At 72.9% G+C, this 24,188-nt stretch carries 22 protein-coding genes and 1 pseudogene; 22 read left to right on the forward strand and 1 reads right to left on the reverse strand.

Translation table 11 applies throughout. The features are described 5' to 3' along the window. Nucleotides 1-54 precede the first annotated feature (54 nt). The 13 genes from LN042_RS17705 to hypE all read left to right on the forward strand — a co-directional run bounded on the left by LN042_RS17705 (nucleotide 55) and on the right by hypE (nucleotide 11,950). Nucleotides 55-1,839: a nickel-dependent hydrogenase large subunit gene (locus tag LN042_RS17705; protein ID WP_230052204.1), complete on the forward strand. Its 1,785-nt coding sequence runs from the start codon at nucleotides 55-57 to the stop codon at nucleotides 1,837-1,839. Next, nucleotides 1,836-2,336, forward strand: a complete 501-nt coding sequence (locus LN042_RS17710) for a NifU-related iron-sulfur-binding protein (protein WP_230052205.1) — start codon at nucleotides 1,836-1,838, stop codon at nucleotides 2,334-2,336. Before LN042_RS17705 ends, LN042_RS17710 begins: the two co-directional genes overlap by 4 nt. Next, nucleotides 2,333-2,941 carry a DUF5947 family protein gene (locus LN042_RS17715; protein ID WP_230052206.1) on the forward strand — a complete coding sequence of 203 codons (609 nt, stop codon included), beginning with the start codon at nucleotides 2,333-2,335 and terminating at the stop codon, nucleotides 2,939-2,941. The genes LN042_RS17710 and LN042_RS17715 overlap by 4 nt, the downstream gene beginning before the upstream one ends. Beyond that, the gene (locus LN042_RS17720) at nucleotides 2,938-3,585 is read left to right on the forward strand and encodes a DUF6084 family protein (RefSeq protein ID WP_230052207.1); all 648 of its coding nucleotides are present in this window, start codon (nucleotides 2,938-2,940) and stop codon (nucleotides 3,583-3,585) included. Before LN042_RS17715 ends, LN042_RS17720 begins: the two co-directional genes overlap by 4 nt. Beyond that, nucleotides 3,582-4,997: a hypothetical protein gene (locus LN042_RS17725; RefSeq protein ID WP_230052208.1), complete on the forward strand. Its 1,416-nt coding sequence runs from the start codon at nucleotides 3,582-3,584 to the stop codon at nucleotides 4,995-4,997. Before LN042_RS17720 ends, LN042_RS17725 begins: the two co-directional genes overlap by 4 nt. After that, complete coding sequence (locus LN042_RS17730; RefSeq protein WP_230052209.1) at nucleotides 4,994-5,533, forward strand: hydrogenase maturation protease; 540 nt, start codon at nucleotides 4,994-4,996, stop codon at nucleotides 5,531-5,533. Before LN042_RS17725 ends, LN042_RS17730 begins: the two co-directional genes overlap by 4 nt. 14 nt (nucleotides 5,534-5,547) lie before the next feature. Next, the gene (locus tag LN042_RS38040) at nucleotides 5,548-5,652 is read left to right on the forward strand and encodes a DUF6893 family small protein (protein ID WP_372495761.1); all 105 of its coding nucleotides are present in this window, start codon (nucleotides 5,548-5,550) and stop codon (nucleotides 5,650-5,652) included. Nucleotides 5,653-5,788: 136 nt separating this feature from the next. Next, entirely contained in the window at nucleotides 5,789-6,181 is a 393-nt protein-coding gene (locus LN042_RS17735) for a hydrogenase maturation nickel metallochaperone HypA/HybF (RefSeq protein ID WP_230052210.1), read from the forward strand. A gap of 3 nt (nucleotides 6,182-6,184) precedes the next feature. Beyond that, nucleotides 6,185-7,066 (forward strand): hydrogenase nickel incorporation protein HypB, encoded by an 882-nt coding sequence (gene hypB / locus LN042_RS17740; RefSeq protein WP_230052211.1) that lies wholly within the window; start codon nucleotides 6,185-6,187, stop codon nucleotides 7,064-7,066. Then, nucleotides 7,063-9,390: a carbamoyltransferase HypF gene (hypF, locus tag LN042_RS17745; RefSeq protein ID WP_230052212.1), complete on the forward strand. Its 2,328-nt coding sequence runs from the start codon at nucleotides 7,063-7,065 to the stop codon at nucleotides 9,388-9,390. The genes hypB and hypF overlap by 4 nt, the downstream gene beginning before the upstream one ends. 28 nt (nucleotides 9,391-9,418) lie before the next feature. Continuing rightward, on the forward strand, nucleotides 9,419-9,736 hold the full coding sequence (locus LN042_RS17750; protein ID WP_230052213.1) for a HypC/HybG/HupF family hydrogenase formation chaperone: 318 nt from the start codon (nucleotides 9,419-9,421) through the stop codon (nucleotides 9,734-9,736). After that, complete coding sequence (gene hypD / locus LN042_RS17755) at nucleotides 9,733-10,875, forward strand: hydrogenase formation protein HypD (protein WP_230052214.1); 1,143 nt, start codon at nucleotides 9,733-9,735, stop codon at nucleotides 10,873-10,875. The genes LN042_RS17750 and hypD overlap by 4 nt, the downstream gene beginning before the upstream one ends. 85 nt (nucleotides 10,876-10,960) lie before the next feature. Further along, nucleotides 10,961-11,950, forward strand: coding sequence for a hydrogenase expression/formation protein HypE (hypE, locus tag LN042_RS17760; RefSeq protein WP_230052233.1), 990 nt, complete (start codon nucleotides 10,961-10,963; stop codon nucleotides 11,948-11,950). A 324-nt stretch (nucleotides 11,951-12,274) separates the two neighbouring features. On the opposite strand, the gene LN042_RS17765 is transcribed toward hypE, so the two are convergent. Further along, nucleotides 12,275-13,603 carry a COG1470 family protein gene (locus LN042_RS17765; protein ID WP_230052215.1) on the reverse strand — a complete coding sequence of 443 codons (1,329 nt, stop codon included), beginning with the start codon at nucleotides 13,601-13,603 and terminating at the stop codon, nucleotides 12,275-12,277. Nucleotides 13,604-13,807: 204 nt separating this feature from the next. On the opposite strand from LN042_RS17765, the gene LN042_RS17770 reads away from it, so the two are divergent. From LN042_RS17770 to LN042_RS17810, 9 genes and pseudogenes are all read left to right on the forward strand, one after another. Continuing rightward, nucleotides 13,808-14,530: a helix-turn-helix transcriptional regulator gene (locus tag LN042_RS17770; RefSeq protein WP_230052216.1), complete on the forward strand. Its 723-nt coding sequence runs from the start codon at nucleotides 13,808-13,810 to the stop codon at nucleotides 14,528-14,530. A 185-nt stretch (nucleotides 14,531-14,715) separates the two neighbouring features. Then, nucleotides 14,716-17,868 carry a DUF11 domain-containing protein gene (locus tag LN042_RS17775; protein ID WP_230052234.1) on the forward strand — a complete coding sequence of 1,051 codons (3,153 nt, stop codon included), beginning with the start codon at nucleotides 14,716-14,718 and terminating at the stop codon, nucleotides 17,866-17,868. Further along, nucleotides 17,865-18,563: a Pvc16 family protein gene (locus LN042_RS17780; protein ID WP_230052217.1), complete on the forward strand. Its 699-nt coding sequence runs from the start codon at nucleotides 17,865-17,867 to the stop codon at nucleotides 18,561-18,563. Before LN042_RS17775 ends, LN042_RS17780 begins: the two co-directional genes overlap by 4 nt. Next, nucleotides 18,560-20,620 carry an ATP-binding protein gene (locus LN042_RS17785; RefSeq protein ID WP_230052218.1) on the forward strand — a complete coding sequence of 687 codons (2,061 nt, stop codon included), beginning with the start codon at nucleotides 18,560-18,562 and terminating at the stop codon, nucleotides 20,618-20,620. The genes LN042_RS17780 and LN042_RS17785 overlap by 4 nt, the downstream gene beginning before the upstream one ends. A gap of 141 nt (nucleotides 20,621-20,761) precedes the next feature. After that, nucleotides 20,762-22,306 carry a phage tail sheath family protein gene (locus tag LN042_RS17790; protein WP_230052219.1) on the forward strand — a complete coding sequence of 515 codons (1,545 nt, stop codon included), beginning with the start codon at nucleotides 20,762-20,764 and terminating at the stop codon, nucleotides 22,304-22,306. A gap of 91 nt (nucleotides 22,307-22,397) precedes the next feature. Beyond that, nucleotides 22,398-22,838 carry a phage tail protein gene (locus LN042_RS17795; protein ID WP_230052220.1) on the forward strand — a complete coding sequence of 147 codons (441 nt, stop codon included), beginning with the start codon at nucleotides 22,398-22,400 and terminating at the stop codon, nucleotides 22,836-22,838. Next, complete coding sequence (locus tag LN042_RS17800) at nucleotides 22,835-23,305, forward strand: hypothetical protein (RefSeq protein WP_230052221.1); 471 nt, start codon at nucleotides 22,835-22,837, stop codon at nucleotides 23,303-23,305. Before LN042_RS17795 ends, LN042_RS17800 begins: the two co-directional genes overlap by 4 nt. After that, nucleotides 23,302-23,460 carry a DUF6760 family protein gene (locus tag LN042_RS17805; RefSeq protein WP_180356310.1) on the forward strand — a complete coding sequence of 53 codons (159 nt, stop codon included), beginning with the start codon at nucleotides 23,302-23,304 and terminating at the stop codon, nucleotides 23,458-23,460. Before LN042_RS17800 ends, LN042_RS17805 begins: the two co-directional genes overlap by 4 nt. 302 nt (nucleotides 23,461-23,762) lie before the next feature. Beyond that, nucleotides 23,763-24,188 (forward strand): annotated as a pseudogene (locus LN042_RS17810) (hypothetical protein); the annotation flags it as partial.

Genomic DNA, 24,188 nt, shown 5'->3' on the forward strand with positions numbered 1-24,188 from the left:
CCCGCGCCGTCCCCCGTACGACTCCGAGCTTGAGGAAAGGGCACGGCAGACACGATGGCACCGACGACGAAGGCGGCCGGAAACGGCAGCGGCCTGGTGGAGATGTCCTGGGATCCGATCACCCGGATCGTGGGCAGCCTCGGCATCCACACGAAGATCGACTTCAAGCAGAAGCGGGTTGCCGAGTGCTACAGCACCTCGTCGGTCTTCCGGGGGTACAGCGTCTTCATGCGCGGCAAGGACCCGCGCGACGCGCACTTCATCACCAGCCGGATCTGCGGCATCTGCGGTGACAACCACGCCACCTGCTCGGTGTACGCGCAGAACATGGCGTACGGCGTGAAGCCGCCGAACCTCGGCGAGTGGCTGATCAACCTCGGCGAGGCGGCCGAGTTCATGTTCGACCACAACATCTTCCAGGAGAACCTGGTCGGGGTGGACTACTGCGAGCGGATGGTCAAGGAGACCAACCCCGGCGTCCTGGAGCTCGCCGAGCGCACCCCGGCCCCGCACGCCGGCGACCACGGATACAAGACCATCGCCGACATCATGCGCTCGCTCAACCCCCTGGAGGGCGAGTTCTACCGGGAGGCGCTGCAGGTCAGCCGCTACACCCGGGAGATGTTCTGCCTGATGGAGGGCCGCCACGTGCACCCCTCCACGCTCTACCCCGGCGGCACCGGCACCATCGCCTCGGTGCAGCTCTTCACGGACTACCTGAGCCGGCTGATGCGCTACGTCGAGTTCATGAAGCGGGTGGTGCCGCTCCACGACGACCTGTTCGACTTCTTCTACCAGGCCCTGCCCGGCTACGAGGAGGTCGGCCGCCGGCGGGTGCTGCTCGGCTGCTGGGGGGCCCTCAACGACCCCGAGTACTGCGACTTCACCTACCGCAACATGACCGACTGGGGCCGGCGGATGTTCGTCACCCCCGGCGTGGTGGTGGACGGCAAGCTGGTCACCAACGACCTCACCCGGATCAACCTGGGCATCCGGATCCTGCTCGGCAGCTCCTACTACCAGGACTGGGAGGGCAAGGAGCAGTTCGTCACCCACGACCCGCTCGGCAACCCGGTCGACCCGCGCCACCCGTGGAACCAGCACACCATCCCGGCCCCGCAGAAGCGGAACTTCGACGACAAGTACAGCTGGGTGATGTCGCCGCGCTGGTTCGACGGCAAGGACCACCTGCCGCTGGACACCGGCGGCGGCCCGATCGCCCGGCTCTGGTCGACCGCGCTCTCCGGCCTGGTGGACATCGGCTACGTCAAGGCGACCGGCCACAGCGTGGTCATCAACCTGCCCAAGACGCTCACCAAGCCGGAGACCACCTTCGAGTGGAAGATCCCGCAGTGGAGCAACGCGCTGGAGCGCAACCGGGCCCGCACCTACTTCCAGGCCTACACGGCCGCCGCCGCACTGCACTTCGCCGAGAAGGGGCTGGCCGAGGTTCGGGCCGGACGGACCCGCACCTGGGAAAAGTTCGAGGTCCCCGAGGAGGGTCTGGGCGTCGGCTTCACCGAGGCGGTCCGCGGCGTGCTCTCGCACCACCTGGTGATCCGCGGCGGCAAGATCGCCAACTACCACCCGTACCCGCCGACCCCGTGGAACGCCAGCACCCGCGACACCCTCGGCACCCCGGGCCCCTACGAGGACGCCGTGCAGAACACCCCGATCTTCGAGGAGAACACCCCGGAGAACTTCAAGGGCATCGACATCATGCGGGCCGTGCGCAGCTTCGACCCCTGCCTGCCCTGCGGGGTCCACATGTACCTGGGCCAGGGCCGCACCGTGCGGGCCGAGCACGTGCCCACCGGCCTGAGCGGGCTGGGCGGATGAGCGCCCCCGTCCAGGCCCGGGTGGACCCGGTACGGACCGCGCGACGGATCGAGGACTTGCTGGACCGGCTGTCCGGCGACCCGGAGGTGTCCGCAGTCGGCGATCAACTGGTGCGCGCGCTCATGGAGTTCTACGGTGCCGGACTGGCCAGGATCGTTCAACTGGTCGGCGCCGCCACGGTGAGCCGCACCCTGGTGGACGACGAGCTGGTGGCGCACCTGCTCGCCCTGCACGACCTGCACCCGGAGGAGCTGCCCGCCCGGATCGCCCGGGCGCTGGCCGGCCAGGGCGTCGAGGTGCTGGGGTTCGACGGGGGCACCCTGCGGATCCGCGCCGGCGGTGGTGGTTGCGGTTGCGGCAGCACCGCGGATGCCACCCGCGAGGCGGCGCTGGCCGCACTGGCCGGCCTGGCACCGGAGGTGACGGCGGTGGATCTGGCGGCCGAGCCACCAGCGCTCCTGCAGATCGGCACCCGCCCGCCGGGCAGTGGCTCATGACGGCCGGGCTGCGCCGCTTCCTGGCGCCCCGCGCGCCCGAGCCGGAGCGCTGCGGGCTGTGCGCCGCCGTGCTGGCCGAGCACGGACACCGCCACCTGGTCGACACCGAGCGGCGCTCGCTGGCCTGCGCCTGCACCCCGTGTGGCCTGCTCTTCGAGCAGTCCGGCACGCGGCACGGCCGCTACCGGTTGGTGCCCGACCGCTACCTGACGGACAGCCGACTTGAGGTGAGCTGGGAGCGGCTGCAGATCCCGGTCGGCGTGGCCTTCTTCTTCCGCAACAGCAGCCTGGACCGGCTGGTCGCGCTCTACCCGGGTCCGGCCGGGGCCACCGAGAGCGAGCTCGACCCGGACACCTGGCAGGCGGTGCTGGCCGGGACCAGGCTGGCCGGCCTGCTGGAGCCGGACGTGGAGGCCCTGCTGCTGCGCCGCACCCGCGACGGCATCTCCTGCCACCTGGTGCCGATCGACGTCTGCTACCAGCTGGTTGGACGAATGCGCCTGCACTGGAAGGGATTCGACGGAGGCGCGCGGGCCCAGGCCGAGCTGGCCGACTTCTTCGGCCACGTCGCCGCCCGGGCCAAGGTGCTGGAGGAGGTGGCATGACGCAGTTCGGTTTCCGCTGCACCGGAGTCCGGGCCGACCGCTATGCCGCCGGACCGACCCTGGTGTTCCGGCTTCGGATCACCGCCGAGCCGCAGGCCCGGGTCCACGCGATGGCCTTGCGCTGCCAGCTGCGGATCGAACCGGCCCGCCGCGGCTACCGGGAGGACGAGGAAGCCGGCCTCGCCGACCTGTTCGGCGACCGGTCGCGCTGGGCCACCACGCTGAAGCCGCTGAGGTTCGCCGACATCGCGCTGATGGTCCCCGGGTTCACCGGGGAGGGCGAGGCGGACCTGGTGGTGCCGTGCAGCTACGACCTGGACATCGCCGCCACCCGGTACTTCGACGCGCTGCGCCGGGGCGAGCTGCCACTGCTGCTGCTCTTCTCCGGCACCGCGTTCACCGGTGCGGGCGGCTACCGGATCGAGCCGGTGCCCTGGGACCTGGAAACGCGCTGCGCGGTGCCGGTCGCGGTCTGGCGCGAGATGATCGACCAGCACTTCCCCGGCTGCGGCTGGCTGCGGCTGCCCCGGGCCACCATGGACGACCTGCTGGCCTACCGCTCCCGGCAGGCGCTGCCCGGCTGGGAGTCGACGGTCCGGCAGCTGCTCACCGACGCCGACGCGGCCCAAGGAGCCCTACGATGACCGCCTCCATGCTCACCCCGCAGATCGAGGCCCGGTTCGCCGCCGTCCGGCAGCTGGCCGACGCTGTGCTCTTCGAGGGGTACGTGCTCTACCCGTACCGGGCCTCCGCCGCGAAGAACCGGCTGCGCTGGCAATTCGGAGTGCTCGCACCGCCCAACTGGGGAATCGGGCACGGCGAGCACAGCAGCCAGCGCACCGAGTGCCTGCTGGAGCCCTGCGGTGACGCCATGCTCTTCGCGGAGCTGCGGTTCCTGCGCGCCCAGCGGCGCACGGTGCAACGCGCCGAATCCTCCGGCGAGTTCACGACGGTGGACGAACTGGAGCTGCCCGACCGGGTGTTGACACCCTGGGACGAGGGAGTCGAGGAGCACGTCCAAGTCGCCCTGCCGGTCGCCGACCTGGCCGATCAGCCGCGGATCCTGCCGTTCTCCCGGCCCGCCGGGGAGGAGACGGAGGAGGTCCTGGACGGGGACGGCCGGCCGGTCGGGCGACTGGTCCGCCGCCGCGCCGAACTGACCGGCGAACTGCGGATCAGCTGCGTGGAACTCCCCGGTCCCTACGGCGTGCGGAAGTTGACCGTCGAAGTGGCCAACACCGCGGCCTGGCAACCGGATCCGGACGCCGACCGGGAAGCGGCCCTGCCGCGCTCACTGGTCTGCGCCCATCTGCTGCTCGGCCTGGACCGCGGCCGGTTCCTGTCACCCACCGACCCGCCCGAGTGGGCCAGGCCCGCCACCGCCGACTGCGCCAACGCCCACACCTGGCCGGTGCTGGCCGGCGAGCCGGGCAGTGACGACCTGCTGCTCTCCGCCCCGATCATCCTGGAGGACCACGCGGCGATCGCCCCGGAGAGCCCCGGCGTGCTCTACGATGCGCTGGAGATCGACGAGATCCTCACCCTGCGCACCGCGGCGCTGACCGACCGGGAGAAGCGCGAGGCCCGGGGCACCGACGCCCGCGCCGCCGCGGTGATCGAACTCGCCGACACCCTGCCTCCCCAGGTGATGGAGCGCCTGCACGGAGCGGTCCGCTCGCTGCGCGAGACCACCGAGCCGGCGGCGGCAGCCGACCCGGAGGGCGCGCTGGAGCGGCTGCTCTCACCCGACACTCCCTGGTGGGACCCGGAAGCCGACGCCGGCGTCGACCCGCAGCGGGACACCGTGCTGGTGGACGGCCAGGCGATCGGAGCGGGCAGCCGGGTGCTGCTGCGGCCCGGTCAGCGGCGCACCGACGCCCAGGACCTCTTCCTGCAGGGCCGCAGCGCCCTGGTCGAGGCCGTGCTGCACGACGTGGACGGCGGCGTGCACCTGGCCGTCACCGTCGACGGCGACCCCGGCGCGGACATCCGCCGCGAACAGGGCCGCTTCCTCTACTTCCAGCCGGACGAGGTGGCCCCGGTGGTGGAGACATGACCGGGGCGGCAAGGATCCTGATCGCCGGGGTCGGGAACATCTTCCTCGGCGACGACGGCTTCGGCGTCGAGGTGGTCCGCCGGCTGGCGGCCGAACCGCTGCCCGAGCACGTGGAGGTGGCGGACATCGGAGTCCGCGGAGTGCACCTCGCCTACCAACTGCTGGACGGCTACGACACGCTCGTCCTGGTCGACGCGACCGCCCGGCGCGGCGAGCCCGGCACGCTCTACCTGATCGAGCCGGACGGCAGCGCCGCCGTCGGGCCGTACGCGGCCGTGCTGGACGGCCACCGGATGACCCCGGACGCGGTGCTGGGGTTGATCGCCTCATTGTGCGCGGGCACCGGCACCGCGCCGCCGAGGCGCATCGTGGTGGTCGGTTGCGAACCGGCCTGCCTCGACGAAGGCCTGGGGCTCAGCGCGCCGGTCGCGGCGGCGGTGCCGGGCGCCGTCGAGCTGGTCCACCGGCTGCTCGCGCCCGACGCGGCCGCAACCCCGCCTACCCAGCTCGCGACCGGTGCGGCCGCCGACGGTTGAGAGGAGGAGAACCGATGATGAAGTGCACGCTCAAGGCGCTGATCGTGGCCGGTCTGGCCTGGGCCGCCGTCCAGCTGGCGCCGGAGGTGAAACGCTACCTGCGGATCCGCGCCATGTGACGGGGCGTCAGGAACGGGGCGCCGCCTGGTACGAACGGGCTACGGTGCGGCGCGGCAGCCGCGCGGCGACCGTCCTGGAGTCCTGTAATGGTTCCCGCGCGGCCCCTGGAGCAGCCGGCCGCGCGGGAAGGGCACGATGCACGAGATGTCGATCGCCATGGCCGTCGTCGGCCAGGTGGAGGAGGCCGCCCTGGCGGCCGGCGCCACCGCCGTCCGGTCGGTGCTGCTCCAGGTCGGTGAACTGGCCGGCGTGGTGCCGGGGGCGCTCGACTTCTGCTTCCACCTCGCCTGCGCCGACACCGTCCTCGCCGACTGCGAGCTTGCCATCGAAGCGGTGCCGGGGCGGGCCCGGTGCGCCCCCTGCGCCCGCGACTGGCCGGTCGGCCTGCCGCCGAGCCTGAGCTGCCCGCAGTGCGGCACGCCCACCGCCGAACTGCTCGCCGGCCGCGAGCTGCAGATCGTCAGCGTGCGGTGGGAGGACGGCGCCGCACCCACCGACACCCCCGAGCCCGCCCTCCAGGAGCGCTGAACCATGTGCCGTGTGGTCGACCTGCAGCAGGCTGTCCTCGCCAAGAACGACATCGCCGCGCGGCGGTTGCGCGACCGGCTGGCGGCCCGCGGCACCACGGTCGTCAATCTGCTCTCCAGCCCGGGGAGCGGCAAAACGGCCCTACTGGAAGCCGAGTTGACGGCGGCCCGGCAGCGCGGCATCAAAGTGGCGGCCCTCACCGCCGACCTCGCCACCGAGAACGACGCCCAGCGCCTGGCCCGCTCCGGCGCGCCCGTCAAGCAGGTGCTGACCGACGGGCTCTGCCACCTGGAAGCCGAGATGCTGGCCGGCCACCTGGACGGCTGGCTGCCCGACGGCACCGCGCTGCTCTTCGTGGAGAACGTCGGCAACCTGGTCTGCCCGGCCTCCTACCAACTCGGTGAGTCGCTGCGGGTGGCGCTCGCCTCGGTGACCGAGGGCGAGGACAAGCCACTGAAGTACCCGACCGCGTTCGGGCTGGCCAACCTGGTGGTGGTCACCAAGACCGACATCGCCGAGGCGGTCGGCTTCGACGAGGCCGCCTTCCGGGCCAATGTGCAGCAGATCAACCCGGGGGTGGAGGTCCTGCTGACCGCCGCCCGGACCGGTGCGGGCGGCGGCCTGCTGCTGGAGCGCGCACTCGCGGTGCACGCGGGAGGCGAGGTGCACCTGCCGGCGCTGGCCCGCACCACCCACCCCGGTGAACCGGCCGGCAGCCACGGGCCGCACGAGCACCACGGTCACCCGCACCCCGCCGAACCGGCCGGCAGCCACGGGCCGCACGAGCACCACGGTCACCCGCACCCCGCCGAATCGGCCGGCAGCCACGGGCCGCACGAGCACCACGCCGCCCACCCGCACCCCGCCCCGGCGCCGCTGAGGTGACGGCCGTTCGGCCCACCGCCGCGGCGACGGTGGAACGCCGCCGGGTCACCGTCCAGGGGGTGGTGCAGGGCGTCGGCTTCCGGCCCTTCGTCTACAGCCTCGCCACCGGCCTGGGCCTGGCCGGACAGGTCGAGAACACCGGCGAGGGCGTGCTCGCCGAGGTCGAGGGACCACCCGAGGTCCTGGGCCGGTTCTGCGCCCTGCTCGCCGACCAGGCGCCGCCGCTCGCGGTGGTCGACACCGTCCACTACGAGACCCTGCCGCCGCGCGGCGGCGCGGGTTTCGCGATCCTCGCCTCGGAGCACGCCGGGCAGGCCCGCACCCTGGTGGCACCCGACACCGCGACCTGCGCCGACTGCCTGGCCGAGCTCCGAGACCCGGCCGACCGGCGCCACCGGCACCCGTTCATCACCTGCACGCACTGCGGTCCGCGCTTCACCATCGTCACCGGCCTGCCCTACGACCGGGCGATGACCACGATGGCCGGATTCCCGATGTGCGAGGCATGCGCCCGCGAGTACGCCGATCCGGCTGACCGGCGCTTCCACGCCCAGCCGATCGCCTGCCCGGACTGCGGGCCCCGGCTTCGACTGCTAACCGCCCTGGGAGAAGCGGTCGTTGACGATCCGATCGGCGAAGCCAGGCGCCTGCTGGGTGCCGGAGCCATCCTCGCGGTCAAGGGGCTGGGCGGCTACCACCTGGCCTGCGACGCCCGCGATCCGGACGCCGTGGCCCGGCTGCGCCACCGCAAGGCGCGCGGTGCCAAGCCGTTCGCGCTGATGGCCGCCGACCTGGCCGAGGTCGCCGAGCTGGTCCACCTCGGGCCGGAGGAGACCGCGCTGCTCACCGGGAAGGCGCGGCCGATCGTGCTGCTGCGGCGGCGAGCCGGCACCCCGTCGACGCGGCTGGAGGCCGTCGCCCCCGGCAGCCCCGACCTGGGCGTGATGCTGCCGTACACCCCGCTGCACCACCTGCTGCTCGGCCTGCCCGGCGACCCGCCGGCGCCGCGGCTGCTCGTGATGACCAGCGGCAACCTCTCCGGCGAGCCAATCGTCACCGACGACGCCGAAGCGCTGGAACGCCTCGCCGGGCTGGCCGACGCCTGGCTCACCCACGACCGGCCGATCCACGTGCCCTGCGACGACTCGGTGGTGCGGGTGTGCGACGGGCAGCAGCTCACGCTGCGCCGCTCCCGCGGCTATGCGCCGCTGCCACTGACCCTGCCCTTTCCCGTCCCGGCCACCCTGGCGGTGGGCGGGGACCTCAAGAACGCCTTCTGCCTCGGCCAGGGGCACCGGGCCTGGCTCTCCGGCCACATCGGCGACATGGACGATCTCGCCACCCAGCAGGCCTTCGCCCGGGCCGAGGAGCAACTGGAGTCGATCACCGCCGTGCGGCCCGAGCGGCTGGCGGCCGACCGCCACCCCGGCTACCGCTCCACCGGTTGGGCCAGGCGGCAGGCCGGTGAGCGGCCGCTGCGCCTGGTGCAGCACCACCACGCGCACCTCGCGGCCGCGATGGCCGAGAACGGGCTCGGCGCGGCCGAGCAGGTGATCGGCGTGGCCTTCGACGGCACCGGCTACGGCGACGACGGCGCAGTCTGGGGTGGCGAGTTCATGCTGGCCGGCTACCACCGGTACCAGCGGCTCGCGCACCTCGGCTACGTTCCGCTGCCGGGTGGCGATGCGGCGGTGGAGCGCCCGTACCGGATGGCGCTGGCCCACCTCTGGGCGGCCGGCCTGCCCTGGGATCCGGAGCTGCCCGCGGTTCGCGCCTGTCCGCCCGACGAACTCCGGCTGTTGAGAGCGCAGTTGGATCGCAGCCTGAACTGCGTGCCGACCTCCAGTATGGGACGGCTGTTCGACGCGGTCGCCGCCCTGGCCGGGGTCTGTCAGCGCGCCGGCTACGAGGCGCAGGCCGCCGTCGAGTTGGAGGCCGCGGCGGTGCGCGTCCCGGCAGCCTCGGGCTACGCCTTCGCCTTGCGCGCCGGAGAACCGGTGGTCGCCGACCCCGGGCCGCTGATCGCGGCCGTGGTCGCCGACCAACTGGCGGGTACGGCAGCCGAATTGATCGCCGCACGGTTCCACGAGGCAGTGGCCCGGCTGGTCCGGGCCGTCTGCGTCGACGCCCGCGAGCGCCACGGCCTGGATCAAGTCGCGCTCAGTGGAGGGGTGTTCGCCAACGCGGTGCTGACCTCCCGGTGCGCCGAGCTGCTCCAGGCCGACGGGTTCACCGTACTGCGCCACAAGACGGTGCCGCCGAACGACGGCGGACTCGCGCTGGGCCAGCTGCTGGCGGCGGCTCCGGTGCCACCGGAGCACTGAAAGACCACGGACGACAAGGGAGAGGCCCATGTGCCTTGCGGTGCCCGGCAGAGTGCTGCGGATCGAAGAACGGGACGGCACCAAGATGGCCGACGTCGACTTCGGCGGTGTGATCAAGGAGGTGTGCCTGGAGTACCTGCCGGACCTGGAAGTGGGTGAGTACGCCATCGTCCACGTCGGGTTCGCGCTGCAGCGGCTGGACGAGGAGTCGGCCCGGCGGACGCTGGAGTTGTTCGCCGGACTCGGCATCCTCCAGGAGGAGTTCGGGGACCCGTGGGAGGCGGCCGTGGCCATGGGCCGGACCGCCGGCGGGGCCGAGACCGGAGTGGAAGAGGTGCGGCGATGAAGTACATCGAGGAGTTCCAGGACCCCGAGCTGGCCCAGCGGCTGCTCGACGACATCCGGGCCACGGTCACCAGGCCGTGGGCGCTGATGGAGGTCTGCGGCGGCCAGACGCACACCATCATCCGCCACGGGATCGATCAACTCCTGCCTGACGAGGTGGAGTTGATTCACGGCCCGGGCTGCCCGGTGTGCGTCACCCCGTTGGAGGTGATCGACAAGGCGTTGGAGATCGCGAGCCGGCCCGAGGTGGTCTTCTGCTCCTTCGGGGACATGCTCCGGGTGCCCGGAACCGACCGCGACCTCTTCCGGGTGCGCGCCGAGGGCGGCGACGTCCGGGTGGTCTACTCGCCGCTGGACGCGCTGCGGTTGGCCCAGCAGAACCCGGACCGCGAGGTGGTCTTCTTCGGCATCGGCTTCGAGACCACCGCACCGCCCAACGCCATGACGGTGTACCAGGCGCGGAAGTCGGGCATCCGCAACTTCAGCATGCTGGTCTCGCACGTCCGGGTGCCGCCCGCCATCGAGGCCATCATGCGGTCCCCCGACTGCCGGGTCCAGGGCTTCCTGGCCGCCGGTCACGTGTGCAGCGTGATGGGGGTCGGTGAGTACCCCGAACTCGCCGAGAAGCACCGGGTGCCGATCGTGGTCACCGGTTTCGAGCCGCTGGACATCCTGGAGGGCGTGCGCCGGGCCGTGCGCCAACTGGAGGCCGGCACCCACACGGTGGAGAACGCCTACCCCCGTGCCGTCCGTCCGGAGGGCAACCCCGCGGCGCAGGCGATGCTGGCCGACGTCTTCGAGGTCACCGACCGGTCCTGGCGCGGCATCGGGGTGATCCCGGACAGCGGCTGGCGACTCTCCGGGCGCTACCGGGAGTTCGACGCCGAGCAGCGGTTCGCGGTCGGCGGCATCCAGACCCGCGAGCCGGCCGCCTGCCGGGCCGGCGAAGTCCTGCAGGGCCTGCTGAAGCCGCACGAGTGCGAGGCCTTCGGCACCATCTGCACCCCGCGCACTCCGCTGGGCGCCACCATGGTCTCCAGCGAGGGCGCCTGCGCCGCGTACTACCTGTACCGCCGGCTGGAGCTTCCGCAGGCCCGCGTCAACGCCGCGGCGGCCGGGGAGGCGAGCCCCGTTGTCTGACACCATCGAGAGGCCGCCGGCCGAACAGCCCGATCTCACCGCCTGGACCTGCCCGTTGCCGTTGCGCGACCAGACCCGCGTGGTGATGGGTCACGGCGGCGGCGGGGTGATGTCCGCCGAACTGGTCGACCACGTCTTCGCGCCCGCGTTCGGCGGCCCGCTGCTGGCCGGGCTCGGCGACAGTGCCGTGCTGGAACTCGGCGGTGCCCGGCTGGCGTTCTCCACCGACTCCTTCGTGGTGCGCCCGCTCTTCTTCCCCGGTGGCAGCATCGCCGACCTCGCCGTCAACGGCACCGTCAACGACCTGGCGATGAGCGGTGCCCGAGCGGCCTACCTGTCCTGCGGCTTCATCCTGGAGGAGGGGCTGGAGCTGTCGGTGCTGGGCCGGCTGGCCGAGGCGCTGGGCGCCGCCGCGCGGGCCGCCGGAGTCGAGGTGGCCACCGGCGACACCAAGGTGGTGGAGGCCGGGCACGGCGACGGGCTCTACATCAACACCGCCGGGATCGGTCTGCTGCCGCCCGGTGTCGACCTGCGGCCCCAGCGGGTCGTCCCCGGCGACGTGGTGATCGTCAGCGGCGCGATCGGCCTGCACGGGGTGGCGATCATGAGCGTGCGCGAGGGACTGGAGTTCGGCGCCTGCGTGGAGAGCGACTGCGCGCCGCTCGGCGGCCTGGTCGAGGCGATGCTCGCGGTCACCACCGATCTCCATGTGCTGCGCGACCCGACCCGCGGCGGCCTGGCCGCGGCACTCAACGAGATCGCCGGTGCCGCCGGGGTCGGTGTGGTCGTGCAGGAGCGCCGGGTTCCGGTACCGGCACCGGTGGCCGGTGCCTGTGCCATGCTCGGTCTGGACCCGTTCTACGTGGCCAACGAGGGCAAACTGGTCGCCTTCGTCCCGCGCGAGCACGCCGAGGCGGTGCTGGCGGCGATGCGTGCCCATCCGCTGGGTGCCGAGGCGGCCGTGATCGGCGAGGCGGTCGAGGCGCACCCCGGCATGGTGGTGGCGCGCACCGGGCTCGGCGGTACCAGAGTGGTCGACCTGCCGCTGGGAGAGCAGCTGCCGCGGATCTGCTGAGGCACGTGCCGAACTCGCTCAGGGCAGCGGCCTCCCGGTACGGGGGCCGCTGCCCTTTCGTGCACTGATCTTTGCCCGGGCGCTCAATGGCGGTCCGACAAACCGACGTGGATATAACTTGTATGACACAACATCAGCTGTGCGCCGGAGCACACCGGAGAGTCCTTGAGGGCGCGTCGGGCGGCGCATACTGTGGAAGCGTCAACTGTTGACACGGACATGGTGTAGGAACACGAATGGTGGGGGAGTGGTGTGTCCAGGAGATCCTGTGCACCACTTCCATTCTTGAGTCCCACCCTGCGCGCTCCACACCCGCGGTCGCTGTCAGCGCTGGATGTCGCTCAGCTCACCGCTGACGTTGAGTAGTTCGTGACACTGGGTCGCCTGCTTCCCCGAGGCGGGCGTGCCCGGCAGCTGGCAGGTCACGGTTGCCGTCACAGTTTGGTCCTCGGGGACCACGATGGGAGTCACCCAGTGGTAGTCCTGGTTGCGGAACGTCTCCAAGGCGATGGTGGTGATCGTCTGATTGCCGAACTTGATGGTCAGCAGGCCCTGGTCGCCCTGGAAGTTGGCGGCGACGATGTCGGTGATGCCGAAGACCTTGCCGTGCGGCACCTGGTAGGTGCCCGTCTTGGTGGCGCCGGCGGCGGTCTGCACGTCGACCGTGCTGGAGCTCTGCAGGCCGCTCCCCGGGACGGCCTGGCCCGGGGCGGCGCCGAGGCCGCCGTTGCCGCCGCCGTTGCCGCCCGTGCCCCCGCTCGGCTGGCCGCCTCCCGGTCGGCCGCCTCCGGGGCTGCCACCGCTGGGAGCCGGAGCCGGAGCGGGCGCGGCGGTCGGGCCGGCAGTGGCCGCGGCGGCCTGCTGGGCGACCGCCTGCTGGGCGGCCTGCTTGGCGGAGCTCTGCACGGTGGGCCGCACCAGCAGGAACCAGAGCAGCAGCAGCGCCAGCAGCGCCGCGAGCAGCGCGAGCAGCCACTTGGGGAAGATCGAGAGTTGGATGAACTGACCGTCCAGCGTCTGCCGTTGGTCGCCGCCCTGGTCGTCGGCCGCGCCCTCCCGGCTCACCGCGACCTCGAAGTCCCTGGTGACGGGCTTGCCGAACCAGATCAACCGGCGGGTGCGGACCCGCAGTCGGGTCTCGGCGGACTCGCCGGGCTCCAGCCGCAGCCGGTCGGGGGCGACCCCGAGCCGCAGCTCCTCGCCGGCCTGTCCCGGAGTGAACAGCGCGGTGGTGGCCGCGTTCCCCAGGTTGCGCACCGACAGGCGGTAGCGGGCCCGGAGCCAGCCGCGGCGGCGCCGGGGTGCCAGCGCCGCACGCAGCTCGTGGAACGGCGTGACGGTGACCACGCTCTCGGGGACCGCCACCAGCTCGGGACGCTCGGCGGGCAGCACCCGGATGCCGAGCGGGAACTCGCCCGCCCGCACCTCGGGGGAGCGGGCGGGCGCGAGCCGCACCGTCACCGTTCCGGACGTCCCCGGGTAGAGCGAGACCCGGTTCGGCTCGACCGTCGTCCAGGGTGCGCAGTCTCCGACCACGTCCAGCGAGTACGCCTCGACGATGTCCGTCTCGTTGCGGATCGTCAGGGTCGTCGTCGCCACACCTCCGGGCGACACCGTCAGCGCGGGATGGCCGAGTTCGGCGCGTGTGCTCATGCCGCGACGGTAGGGCCGGCGGCCGTCCCGGCGAGAGAGACCGGCGGGCAAGTCGCGGGCACACGCCTTGCCCGCACGAACCACCGGGAGCTGCCCGGAATTGATCCGTCACACACCGGCGTTGCCCAAGAACGGCCCCGAACCGCGGCGGCCCGTCAGCACGTACACGTCCATTGACGCCGCAGAAGGAGAACGGAGCGGTAGATGACGTCGATCGAGACTACCCATGAGGCTGTCGCGGCACCGCGGATCGTCCGGGCGCGGGTACCCGGGCCTTCGGTCGCCGCCGAGCTGCGCGTCAAGCCGAGCAGGGTGCAGGTGGCGGTGTACGCGGAGGACATCGTGCTGCACACCGGCATCGTCCAACAGCTGCGGCAGCGCCCGGAGGTGGAGCTGCTCACGGACGACGAGGCAGCGAAGGCGCAGGTCGCGCTGCTGGTGGTGGACCGGCTGAACGAGACGGTGGCCGAGACGCTGCGCGGCCTGCGGCTCAGCACCTCCAGCCGGACCGGGCTGGTGGTCGGCCACTTCGAGGCCGGCGGGCTGCAGACCATCATCGAGTGCGGCGTCGCGGCCGTGCTGCGCCGGTCGGACGCCGACCAGGACCGGCTGGTGCACCTGGTCACCGCCCTGGCCAACGGCGAAGGAGTGATGCCCGGGGACCTGCTCGGCAAGCTGCTCGACCGGGTCGGGAACCTGCAGCGCGCGCTGCTCGACCCCCGGGGGCTGAGCCTGTCCACACTGACGTCCCGCGAGGCGGAGATGCTCCGGCTGGTCGCCGACGGCTTCGACACCAGCGAGATCGCGGCGCAGACCTCCTACTCCGAACGGACCGTCAAGAACGTGCTGCACGAGATCACCACGCGGCTGGGGCTGCGCAACCGCGCCCATGCCGTGGGCTACGCCCTGCGCCACGGCCTGATCTGACGGTCCATCGGCCGCTGCCCTTTGGGACACCGGCCACTACCCCCGGCTCGGGCATCCGGGCTCTGTCCCCGAGCGGTCGGGCCGGGGAGACTGGCACGAGCACCGGTCGTGCCAGTCTGTGAGGTTGAGTGTCTGTGAGATCGCACCTGTTGGGCGCTCGCGGGTTCCCCCGGCCGGCCCTGGCCATGCTGCTGGCCCTGGTCGCGGTCGTGCTGACCCTCGGCGCCACGGCCTCCGGCGGCCCGGCCGCGGGCCCGGTCCGGCCGACGGCCGCGCCCGCACCGGACGTCGGCCGGGTCGTCTTCGCCGGTACGGACCACCGCAGCCTCTCCCGGGTCACCGGCGCGGGGACGAGCGCTCCGCTCTTCGGGCCGGGCCCGAGGCACTTCGACACCGATGCCTCGGCCCGCGGCGACCAACTGGTCTTCACCAGCCTGCGGGACGAGCCGCAGCCGCAGGTCTACCTGCGCGACCGGGCCGGCGCCGTGCACAAGCTCACCACCGGCATGGACACCGCCGACCCGACGCTGACCCCCGACGGAAAGGCCGTGGTCTTCGACGCGCTGGAGCCCGGCGGGCGCGGCGGCGCGCTCCAGCGGGACTTGTGGGCGGTCAACTCCGACGGCTCCGGGCTGCGCAGGATCGCCGACACCTGGGCCAACGAAACGACCCCGACGGTCTCGCCCGACGGCCAGTGGATCGCCTACGCGTGCGACGCCGACCCGATGCACACCCAGGTCTTCCTGATCCGCTTCGACGGCACCCAATCGCACCAACTCACCCATGTGACCACCGGCAGCGCGATCGACCCCACCTGGAACCCGATCGACGACGCCGCGCACCGCGACCAGATCGTCTACACCTGGGACCAGGGCGGCACCGTCGGCCCCCAGCTGACGCTGACCTCGCCCACCGGCGGCGACAAGCCGTTCTTCCCCGGCACCGGCTCGACCTGGCAGACCTCGCAGGCCGCCTGGCTGCCCGACGGCAGCGGAGTGCTCTTCATGAGCCCCGGGCCGCCCACCAGCACCCAGAGCGCCGGGCCGGCGGCCGCCACGGCCCCGCTGAACCTCTACCGCGCGCCGACCTGCTCCTGCACCCCGCCCCAGCTGCTGTACAGCTGCCCCCGGGCACCGCAGCGGCCGACCTGGCTGGGGGCCCCGGCCGACGGCGGCCCAGTGGTGGAGGAGACCAGCTCCGCCGCCCTGCACACGGCCGACGTGGAGGACGTCCGCGCCGACGGCACGGACCCGCGCGACCTGGGCATCAGCGTGCTCAACGAGGATCCGGCAGCCGACACCGACACCAACCCCGGGGACGACCCGCTGTTCAACCCCCATCCGGGCTTCGACCCGTGGTTCGAGCGGCAGGGCTACACCCCGGACGGCCGCGGGCTGGTGGCGACCCGCTTCGAGGACTCGCCCGCCGGCCGGATCGAACGGATCTGGCTGGCCGGCGCCGACGGCTCCGACCCGCAGCCGATGAACCTCGCCGGGCGCGGCCCGAACGACTGGGACACCGACCCGGCCTTCTCCCCGGATGGCACCCTGATCGCCTTCACCAGGACGTCGCCCGGTGGGGTGGGCACGGCCTCCGGGCCGGGCCGGATCGTGATCGCACGGGTGTCGACGGGCGAGATCGTCGGCACCATCGAGCCGCCGGACGGTCAACCGAGCGCGTCCGAGGGCGAGCCCTCCTGGTCGCCGGACGGCAAGCTGATCGCCTTCACCAGGACCGAGGTGATCGACGGCAACGGCGGCAACCGGCACATCATCACCGTGCCGGCCGGTGCGCTGGACCAGCAGACCGACCTGAGCGCCACCGCCTGTCCGGGCAGCTGCGACGTCATCGACGACAGTCCCGTGATCTCGCCGGACGGCCGCCGCATCGCCTTCAACCGCAAGGCCGGCGACGGCGGGGTCAACGACCAGAACGGCATGGTCGTCACCTCGGTCGACGGCACCGGCTGCACGGTGATCCTGCCCGCCGGGCTCGGCCGGGACGCCTGCCGGCAGCCCATGCCGGACACCTCCGACACCGGCCCTTTCCAGCCCCGCGACGCCGCCTGGACGGCGGACGGCAGCCGGCTGGTGCTGACCTCCCGACGGGCACTGCCGGCCACCTCGCCGGAAGGGCTGTCGACCTACGACTTCGCGACCGGCAAGCTCACCGCGCTCGACTGGCGGCTGCCCGGGCGTCAGAAGGAGCCCGCCGTCCAGCAGTCGGTCGACCTGGCGCTGAGTGCGCCGGCCACCACGCCCCCGATGCTGACCGGCGGGAGCACGACCGTGCCCGTCACCGTGACCAACCGCGGACCGGCCCCCTCACCGGGGACCGTGCTCACGGCGTCGGTGCCGGCGGGCGCCCGGCTCGGCGAACTGACCGCCTCGACCGGGCAGTGCGACGCCGCGGCCCTGCGCTGCGACTTCGGCACCCTGGCCCCCGGCACCAGCGTGCGGGTGACCGCCACGGTCATCGGCACCCAGGTCGGCGACCAGCAGCTCGGCTGGTCCCTCGCCGGGACGGTGGTCGACTCCGACCCCGGCGACAACGCCGCCCAGACGGTCGTTCCGGTCGTGCCCCCCTTCACCCCGCCCGCGTCGGCACCACCCAGCGCGGTGCCGCCCACGTCGGCACCGCCCACGTCGGCACCGCCCGCCTCGGCACCGCCGGGTCCGCCGGCACCGTCGGCCCCGGCCGGCCCGGGCGTGTCGATCAGCGCCCAGCCGGATCCCGGCTACGTCGGCGGCCATGTGACGGTCAGCTACACGGTGCACAACAGCGGGCAGGCGCTCGCCACCGGGCTCACCCTGAACCTCGGCCTGCCCGCCGGCGTCCCCACCGAGCCGCTGCCACCCGGCTGCCCCGGCGGCACCTGCCAGTTGGGCGACCTGACGCCGGGCGGCAGTGAGGTGGTGCAGGTGGTGCTGTCGCCGAACGCGGCGCTGCGGACCACCATCACCGCGACCCTCACCACCACCGGCACGGACGCCAGCCCGGGCCCGCACACCGCGAGCACCCCGCTGCAGGTCCTGCAGCCGCAGATCGTCGCGGTGCCGCCGATCGGCAAGCCAGGCTTCGTCACCTCGGTGCGCGGCAAGGACTTCCCACCGGGCGTGCCCGTCCGGTTCACCTGGCAGCCCGGCATCACCGCCGCCGCGGCGCCCACCTACCCGGCCGCCGACGGGACCTTCGCCGGCCAGCTGCTCATCCTGCCCAAGGACGAGCTCGGTCCGCGCACCATCACCGCCGCCGGACCCGGCTTCTCCCCGGTGACCTGCCCGTTCCTGGTGGTGACCGGCACCATCGGCCCACCGGAGGAGGTGCAACGGCGGTGATCCACGAAGTCGACGAGGCGCTGCGACTGCTGCTCACCGAGAGCGGTCTGCCCGAACGCGGAGTGGAGGTGGTCTTCGACCCGCCCACCCGGGACTGGGCCGCGCGGCGCAACGCCCCGACGGTCAGCGTCTTCCTCTACGGGATCCGCGAGGACGTGGCCCGCCGACTCGGCGGGGACGTCGAGGAACACGACGGGGACGGTGTGGTGGTGGCCCGGCACAGCGCGCCCCGCTGGTTCGAGCTGGCCTACCTGGTGACGGCCTGGACCAACCGGCCGCAGGACGAGCACCGGCTGCTGTCCGAGGTGCTGCGGTGCCTGACGTCGACGGACGCGCTGCCCGCCCGGCTGCTCACCGGGACCCTCGCCCAGCTGGGGCTCACCGTCGGGCTCGACACCGCCGGTCAGGGAGACGGCATGCCGTCGGTCTCCGACGTGTGGTCCGCGCTCGGCGGCGAGTTGAAGCCCTCGGTCGACCTGCGGGTGCGCGCGCCGCTGGCCGGCGAACGCAGCCCGGCCGGACCACCGGTCACCGAGGGGCTGGTGGTGCGGGCCGCGGACACCGCGCAGGGCGCCGACCGGGAGCGCCGGCTGCGCTACCGCGAGACGGCCGATCCCGGCCCGAACGGGTTCGCGGCGCCCCGGGAGCGCCCGCTGCCGCCCGGCCGCCGACGACGCGGCGGGGCGGCACGATGACCCTCCTCGACGCCGGGCCGGCCCCGGGCCTGGACCAGCTGTGGGACCGGCTGCGCCGGCTGGAGCAGCGGGTCAGGGCCGCCGTGCGCGAGCGCCGGGCCGGTGACCCCGACCCGGACGACCCGTACCGCGGCCAGTACCTCACCCCGGAGGGGGCGGAGCGGCTGCTCGCCGCGCCGGCCGCCGCGGGCCGCCCGGGCCTGGACCTCGGCGAACCGGCGGCGCCCGCGCCCGGATCCCGACTCGCACGGCTCGCCGACGGCTTCGGCCTGCTCCCCGTCGACCTCGAACTCCTCCTGGTGGCCCTGGCCCCCGACCTCGACACCCGGTTCGAACGGCTCTACGGCTACCTCAATGACGACCTGACACTGCGCCGGCCGACCATCGGCCTCGCGCTGGAGCTGTGCGGGCTGCCGGGAGCCGGTGCCGGTCGCTTCCGCTTCGCCGCGCGGGCCCCGCTGATCACCGGCGGACTCCTGGAGATCACCGATCCGGAGCGCCCGCTGCTCTCCAGGGGCCTGCGGATGCCCGACCGGGTGACGGCCCACCTGCTCGGCGACGACCAACCCGACAGCGCGCTGCTAGGCCTGGCCCACCACGGCCAGGGCACCGGCGCCGCCGGTGAAACGGCCCGCCGGATCCGCGCCGCCGCGGCGACCGGCAGCGCACTGGTGCACCTGCTGGACCGCGGCGGCGGTGCCGTCCGGACGGCGGTCGACGCACTGGCCGGGCTCGGCCGGCCGCCGCTGGTCGTCGACGCCACCGCACTCGCCGCCCGTCCCGTCGACACCCTGGTGCGGGTGCTCGCGCGGGAGGCGAGGCTGAGCTCAAGCGGCGTGGTGCTCGGTCCGCTAGACCCACTCGAACTCGAACGCCCCGAGCGCGCTCGCCAGTTGCGCGAGATCTGCGCGGAACTGGCCGGTGTGCCACTGGTCGTGCACGGCAGCCGGCCCTGGGATCCGTCCTGGGCCCGGGAGAGCCCGGTGGTGATCACCCTCCCGCCGCCCGACCCGGGCCGGCGCACCGAGCAGTGGGTCCGCGCCCTGGGCGGGCCGTTGGACGACGAGCTGGCCGGGGCGGTCGCCCCCTACCAACTGGACGAGGAGCAGGTGGCCAGGGCCGCCGCCGTGGCGGCCAGGACGGCGGCGGCCGAGCACCGCCCGGTGAGCGCCGACGACCTGCGCACCGCGGTGCGCACGCAGAACGGCGCGGGCCTCGGTCGCCTCGCCCGGCGGATCGAACCAGCCGTCGGCTGGGACGACCTGGTGCTGCCCGAGCTGACGCTCGACCAGCTCAAGGAGCTCGCCCTGCGGGTGAAGCACCGCGACCGGGTGCTGGGCCAGTGGCGGATGCGGCCGGGTGGCGGACGAGGACGCGGAGTGATCGCGCTGTTCGCGGGCGAATCGGGCACCGGGAAGACCATGTCGGCCGAGGTGGTCGCCGCCGAACTCGGCATGGACCTCTACGTCGTGGACCTCTCGACCGTCGTCGACAAGTACGTCGGTGAGACCGAGAAGAACCTCGAACGCATCTTCACCGAGGCGTCCCGGGTGAACGGCGTACTGCTCTTCGACGAGGCCGACGCGATCTTCGGGAAGCGCTCGCAGGTCAAGGACGCCCACGACCGCCACGCCAACCTGGAGTCGGCCTACCTGCTGCAGCGCATGGAGTCCTTCGACGGGATCGCGGTGCTGACCACCAATCTCCGCGCCAACCTGGACGAGGCGTTCACCCGACGACTGGACGTGATCGCGGAGTTCCCGGTGCCCGACGAGGAACAGCGGCGTGCCCTCTGGGAACGCTGCCTCGGCCCGCGGGTGCCCCGCGGCGACGACCTCGACCTGGCTTTCTGCGCCCGGCACTTCGAGCTGGCCGGCGGATCCATCCGGGCCTGTGCGGTGACCGCCGCCTACCTGGCCGCCGAAACCGGCCGCCCGCTGGACATGGTCCAGCTGCTGACCGCCGTGCGGCAGGAGTACCGCAAGCTCGGCCGCCTGGTGCTGGAGAGCGAGTTCGGACCCTGGCTGAGCGCCCTCGGGGAGCGGCCGTTCGGCTGATCGGGCCTGATGGCGGGTACCCGCGGGGTGCCCGCCGGGGCAGCTTCTCTGCCCCTGGTCCGGGACCTGAGGACATGTCGGGGGCGACCGACCGGGCAGCAGACTCGGGAGGCGAATGACGGGCCAGCAGAAGGAGTGAGCATGCCGTCGTACCTCACCCCGGGTGTGTACGTGGAGGAGGTCCAATCCGGTGCTCGGCCGATCGAGGGCGTCGGCACAGCCGTCGCCGCCTTGGTCGGATTCACCGAGACCGGTCCCTTCCACGAGCCCACCCTGGTGACCAACTGGGACCAGTACGTACGGCAGTTCGGGGGGTTCAGCGAGGGCACCTACCTGCCCCACGCGGTCTACGGCTTCTTCGCCAACGGTGGTGGCGCCGCCTACGTGGTGCGGATCGGCGACCCGGCCCGGGCGAACGCCGGCACCGGTGCGCCCGCCCCCGCCCCTGCCCCCGCGCCGACCGCGATCGGCGGGTTCCTGATCTCGGCGCTGCCCGGTACGGGCGGCGATGTGTCCGTCGAGATCGCCGACGCCGAAGGGGAGAACGTCCCGGAGGACCGGTTCCGGCTGGTGGTCCGCAAGGGCGGCGCGGTGGTCGAGGCCTATGACGTCTCGACCCGCAAGAACACCAAGGGGTACGTCGTCACCCAACTGCGCGAGTCCAAGCTGGTCACGGTCACCGAGCAGGCCGGCACCGCGCCGAGCCGGCCGCAGAGCCAGACCGTCGCGCTCCCCGCCGCCGCCCCGGCCGCCGCGCCCGCCGGAGGTGCCCGCCGGGTCGACCCCGCCGAGTACGTGGGCGACTCCGCGGCCCGCACCGGCTTCGCGGGCCTGGAGGCGATCGACGAGATAACCATGGTCGCGGTGCCCGACCTGATGAGCGCCTACCAGCGCGGTGAGATCGACGAAGAGGGCGTGCGGACGGTGCAGTTGGCGGTGATGTCGCACTGCGAGCAGATGGGCGACCGGATCGCCGTGCTGGACGCCCCGCCCGGCATGACCGCCCAGCGGGTGCGCACCTGGCGCAACGACGAGGCGGGCTACGACTCCCGCTACGCCACGCTGTACTACCCCTGGATCAAGGTGTTCGACCCGGCGAGCGGCCACAACGTGCTGGTGCCGCCGAGCGGGCACATCGCCGGGGTGTGGGCGCGCAGCGACGCCGAACGCGGAGTGCACAAGGCACCGGCCAACGAGGTGATCCGCGGTGCGGTCGACCTGGAACTGCGCCTCAGCAAGGGCGAACAGGACCTGCTGAACCCGATCGGCGTCAACTGCGTGCGCGCCTTTCCCGGGCGCGGCATCCGGATCTGGGGCGCGCGCACCCTCTCCTCGGACCCGGCCTGGCGCTACCTCAACGTGCGACGGCTCTTCAACTACCTGGAGGAGTCCATCCTGCTGGGCACCCAGTGGGTGGTCTTCGAGCCCAACGACGACCGGCTGTGGTCCAGCATCCGCCGCAACATCACCGCGTTCCTGACCGAGGAGTGGCGGCGCGGCGCCCTGTTCGGCCAGTCCGCCGCGGAGGCCTTCTACGTGAAGTGCGACCGCGACAACAACCCGCAGGAGTCCATCGACCTCGGGCAGGTCATCTGCGAGATCGGGGTCGCTCCGGTGAAGCCGGCCGAGTTCGTGGTGTTCCGGCTGTCGCAGTTCTCGGACAGCACCAGCCTCGTCAACGAGTGATCCGGCAAGGGCTCCAGCAGCAAGTGACCGGCACGGTCGGAACTGGATGACCCGTGTGGTCACCACTAGCAACGGGAGGTGAGCAGCGGCCATGGCTGAAGGCGATCCGCTCTCCACACACATATTCGGCGTCCAGCTCGGCGGGTTCAACGTCGAGTACGTCAAGGAAGTCAGCAACCTGACGGTCGACCAGGACGTGGTCGAGTACAAGCAGGTGAGCCAGCAGGGCAAGTTGATCGTCCGCAAGCAGCCCGGTGCACGGCTGCCCGGCGAGGTGACCATCACCCGCGGTCTCGACAAGAGCTCCGCGTTCACCAAGTGGATCAACGAAACCCTGAACAACGGTGCCATCAACGCCGCGCGGCAGAACCTGACCATCGAGATCAAGGACACCACCGGCGCCACCCTGCGGCGGATCCAGCTGATGAACGCCTGGGCCAGCAGGTGGGAGGGGCCCACCCTCACCGCCGGTGAGTCCGCCGCCGCCACCGAGACCGTGACCATCGTCTTCGAGGAAATCCACGTCGAATGAGGCGGAAGATCGGTCTTGAGGAACTCCTCGAGCAGGCACCGGCGTCGGCCGCGCAGCAGTCCAGCGCGCCACCGCCGGTGCGGCCTCGACCGGCCGCACTGCACACGGAGTTCGAGTTCGAGTTGCCGCGCGGGTACGTCGACGCGGACGGCGTCGTGCACCGGGACGGCGCCATGCGCCTGGCCACCGCACGGGACGAGCTGATGCCGCAGATCGACCTGCGGGTCAAGGAGAATCCCGCGTACCTGAGCGTGGTGCTGCTCAGTCATGTGATCACCCGGCTGGGTACCGTCACGGACATCCACGCCGGCGTGGTCGAGGGCATGTACGCCACCGATGTGGCGTTCCTGCAGGACTTCTACCAGCGCATCAACAGCGAAGGCCACACCCGCGCGGCGGTCACCTGCCCGCACTGCGACGGGGCGTTCGAAGTCGACCTCGCTGGTGGGCGCCTGGGGGAATCGTGACGTACGCGGCCACTCGGCTCTACGAGGAGGTCGCGTACATCGCCTACCACTTCCACTGGCCGCGGGAGTCCGTTCTCGACCTGACCCACCGCGAGCGGGCGCAGTGGGTGCGGGAGATCGCGCGGATCAACACCCGCGTCAACGAGGGCGGGTGAGTCGGGTGGGGTGGCTACGGGACCGGTTCGGTCGGGCTCGGGGCGGGGCGAGCGGTGGAGCCGGTGTCGCGGGCGGCTCGGCGTCCGGTGAGGGTGTCGCGGTCGGCTCGGCGTCCCGTGAGGGTGCCGCGGTCGGCTCCGCGTCTGGTGAGACGGGCGCGGGCGCAGGCGCGGGCAGTGCGGTGAGTGGCGGAGGAGGCTCGAGCGGTGGAGCGCCCGCAGGGCCCGGGGTGGGCAGCGGGGTCGGCGGTGCGGGGGGCTCCGGCGTTGCCGGGGACGGGGGTTGGCGTGCGGTGGCGCCCATGACGCCCACCATCATGCGGACGATGAACGGGGTCAGCGACGGGCTCCGGTTCCGGTCGCGGCTCGCCGCCTGGCAGAACCCGTCGCAGACCGGGAGCCTCGGGCACGCGGTGCTGCCGTCGGCGCCCGTGGGGATCCTGCGGGCGGTGGCGCGGCCGGTGGTGCCGGGTGTCGGGACGGCCGGGGGCGGTGGCCCGGAGCTGCGGTACGCGGTGCCTCGTGCGGAGAACGCGGGCGGGGCGGGGGAGTTCGGGACGTCCGGAGAGCTTGCGGTGTCCGCGGTGCCTGCGGAGCCTGCGGGCTCCGGGGCGGTGCAGGGCGGTCGGGCGGTGCGCCGGGTGCAGCGGGCGCAGGGGGCGCGGCGGCGGTTGCGGGTTGCTGCGGTGGGTTCGGCGCGAGAAGCCGGGCGGCGCAGGTCGCCGGTG

The organism is Kitasatospora humi (assembly GCF_020907985.1).
GTDB lineage: Bacteria > Actinomycetota > Actinomycetes > Streptomycetales > Streptomycetaceae > Kitasatospora > Kitasatospora humi.

Excerpts from the sequence above, each read along its gene's own strand:
- LN042_RS17705 (WP_230052204.1), top strand. The coding sequence starts at position 55 with ATGGCACCGACGACGAAGGCGGCCGGAAACGGCAGCGGCCTGGTGGAG.
- LN042_RS17710 (WP_230052205.1), top strand. The coding sequence starts at position 1,836 with ATGAGCGCCCCCGTCCAGGCCCGGGTGGACCCGGTACGGACCGCGCGA.
- LN042_RS17715 (WP_230052206.1), top strand. The coding sequence starts at position 2,333 with ATGACGGCCGGGCTGCGCCGCTTCCTGGCGCCCCGCGCGCCCGAGCCG.
- LN042_RS17720 (WP_230052207.1), top strand. The coding sequence starts at position 2,938 with ATGACGCAGTTCGGTTTCCGCTGCACCGGAGTCCGGGCCGACCGCTAT.
- LN042_RS17725 (WP_230052208.1), top strand. The coding sequence starts at position 3,582 with ATGACCGCCTCCATGCTCACCCCGCAGATCGAGGCCCGGTTCGCCGCC.
- LN042_RS17730 (WP_230052209.1), top strand. The coding sequence starts at position 4,994 with ATGACCGGGGCGGCAAGGATCCTGATCGCCGGGGTCGGGAACATCTTC.
- LN042_RS38040 (WP_372495761.1), top strand. The coding sequence starts at position 5,548 with ATGATGAAGTGCACGCTCAAGGCGCTGATCGTGGCCGGTCTGGCCTGG.
- LN042_RS17735 (WP_230052210.1), top strand. The coding sequence starts at position 5,789 with ATGCACGAGATGTCGATCGCCATGGCCGTCGTCGGCCAGGTGGAGGAG.
- hypB (WP_230052211.1), top strand. The coding sequence starts at position 6,185 with ATGTGCCGTGTGGTCGACCTGCAGCAGGCTGTCCTCGCCAAGAACGAC.
- LN042_RS17750 (WP_230052213.1), top strand. The coding sequence starts at position 9,419 with ATGTGCCTTGCGGTGCCCGGCAGAGTGCTGCGGATCGAAGAACGGGAC.
- hypD (WP_230052214.1), top strand. The coding sequence starts at position 9,733 with ATGAAGTACATCGAGGAGTTCCAGGACCCCGAGCTGGCCCAGCGGCTG.
- hypE (WP_230052233.1), top strand. The coding sequence starts at position 10,961 with ATGGGTCACGGCGGCGGCGGGGTGATGTCCGCCGAACTGGTCGACCAC.
- LN042_RS17765 (WP_230052215.1), bottom strand. The coding sequence starts at position 13,603 with ATGAGCACACGCGCCGAACTCGGCCATCCCGCGCTGACGGTGTCGCCC.
- LN042_RS17770 (WP_230052216.1), top strand. The coding sequence starts at position 13,808 with ATGACGTCGATCGAGACTACCCATGAGGCTGTCGCGGCACCGCGGATC.
- LN042_RS17775 (WP_230052234.1), top strand. The coding sequence starts at position 14,716 with ATGCTGCTGGCCCTGGTCGCGGTCGTGCTGACCCTCGGCGCCACGGCC.
- LN042_RS17785 (WP_230052218.1), top strand. The coding sequence starts at position 18,560 with ATGACCCTCCTCGACGCCGGGCCGGCCCCGGGCCTGGACCAGCTGTGG.
- LN042_RS17790 (WP_230052219.1), top strand. The coding sequence starts at position 20,762 with ATGCCGTCGTACCTCACCCCGGGTGTGTACGTGGAGGAGGTCCAATCC.
- LN042_RS17795 (WP_230052220.1), top strand. The coding sequence starts at position 22,398 with ATGGCTGAAGGCGATCCGCTCTCCACACACATATTCGGCGTCCAGCTC.
- LN042_RS17800 (WP_230052221.1), top strand. The coding sequence starts at position 22,835 with ATGAGGCGGAAGATCGGTCTTGAGGAACTCCTCGAGCAGGCACCGGCG.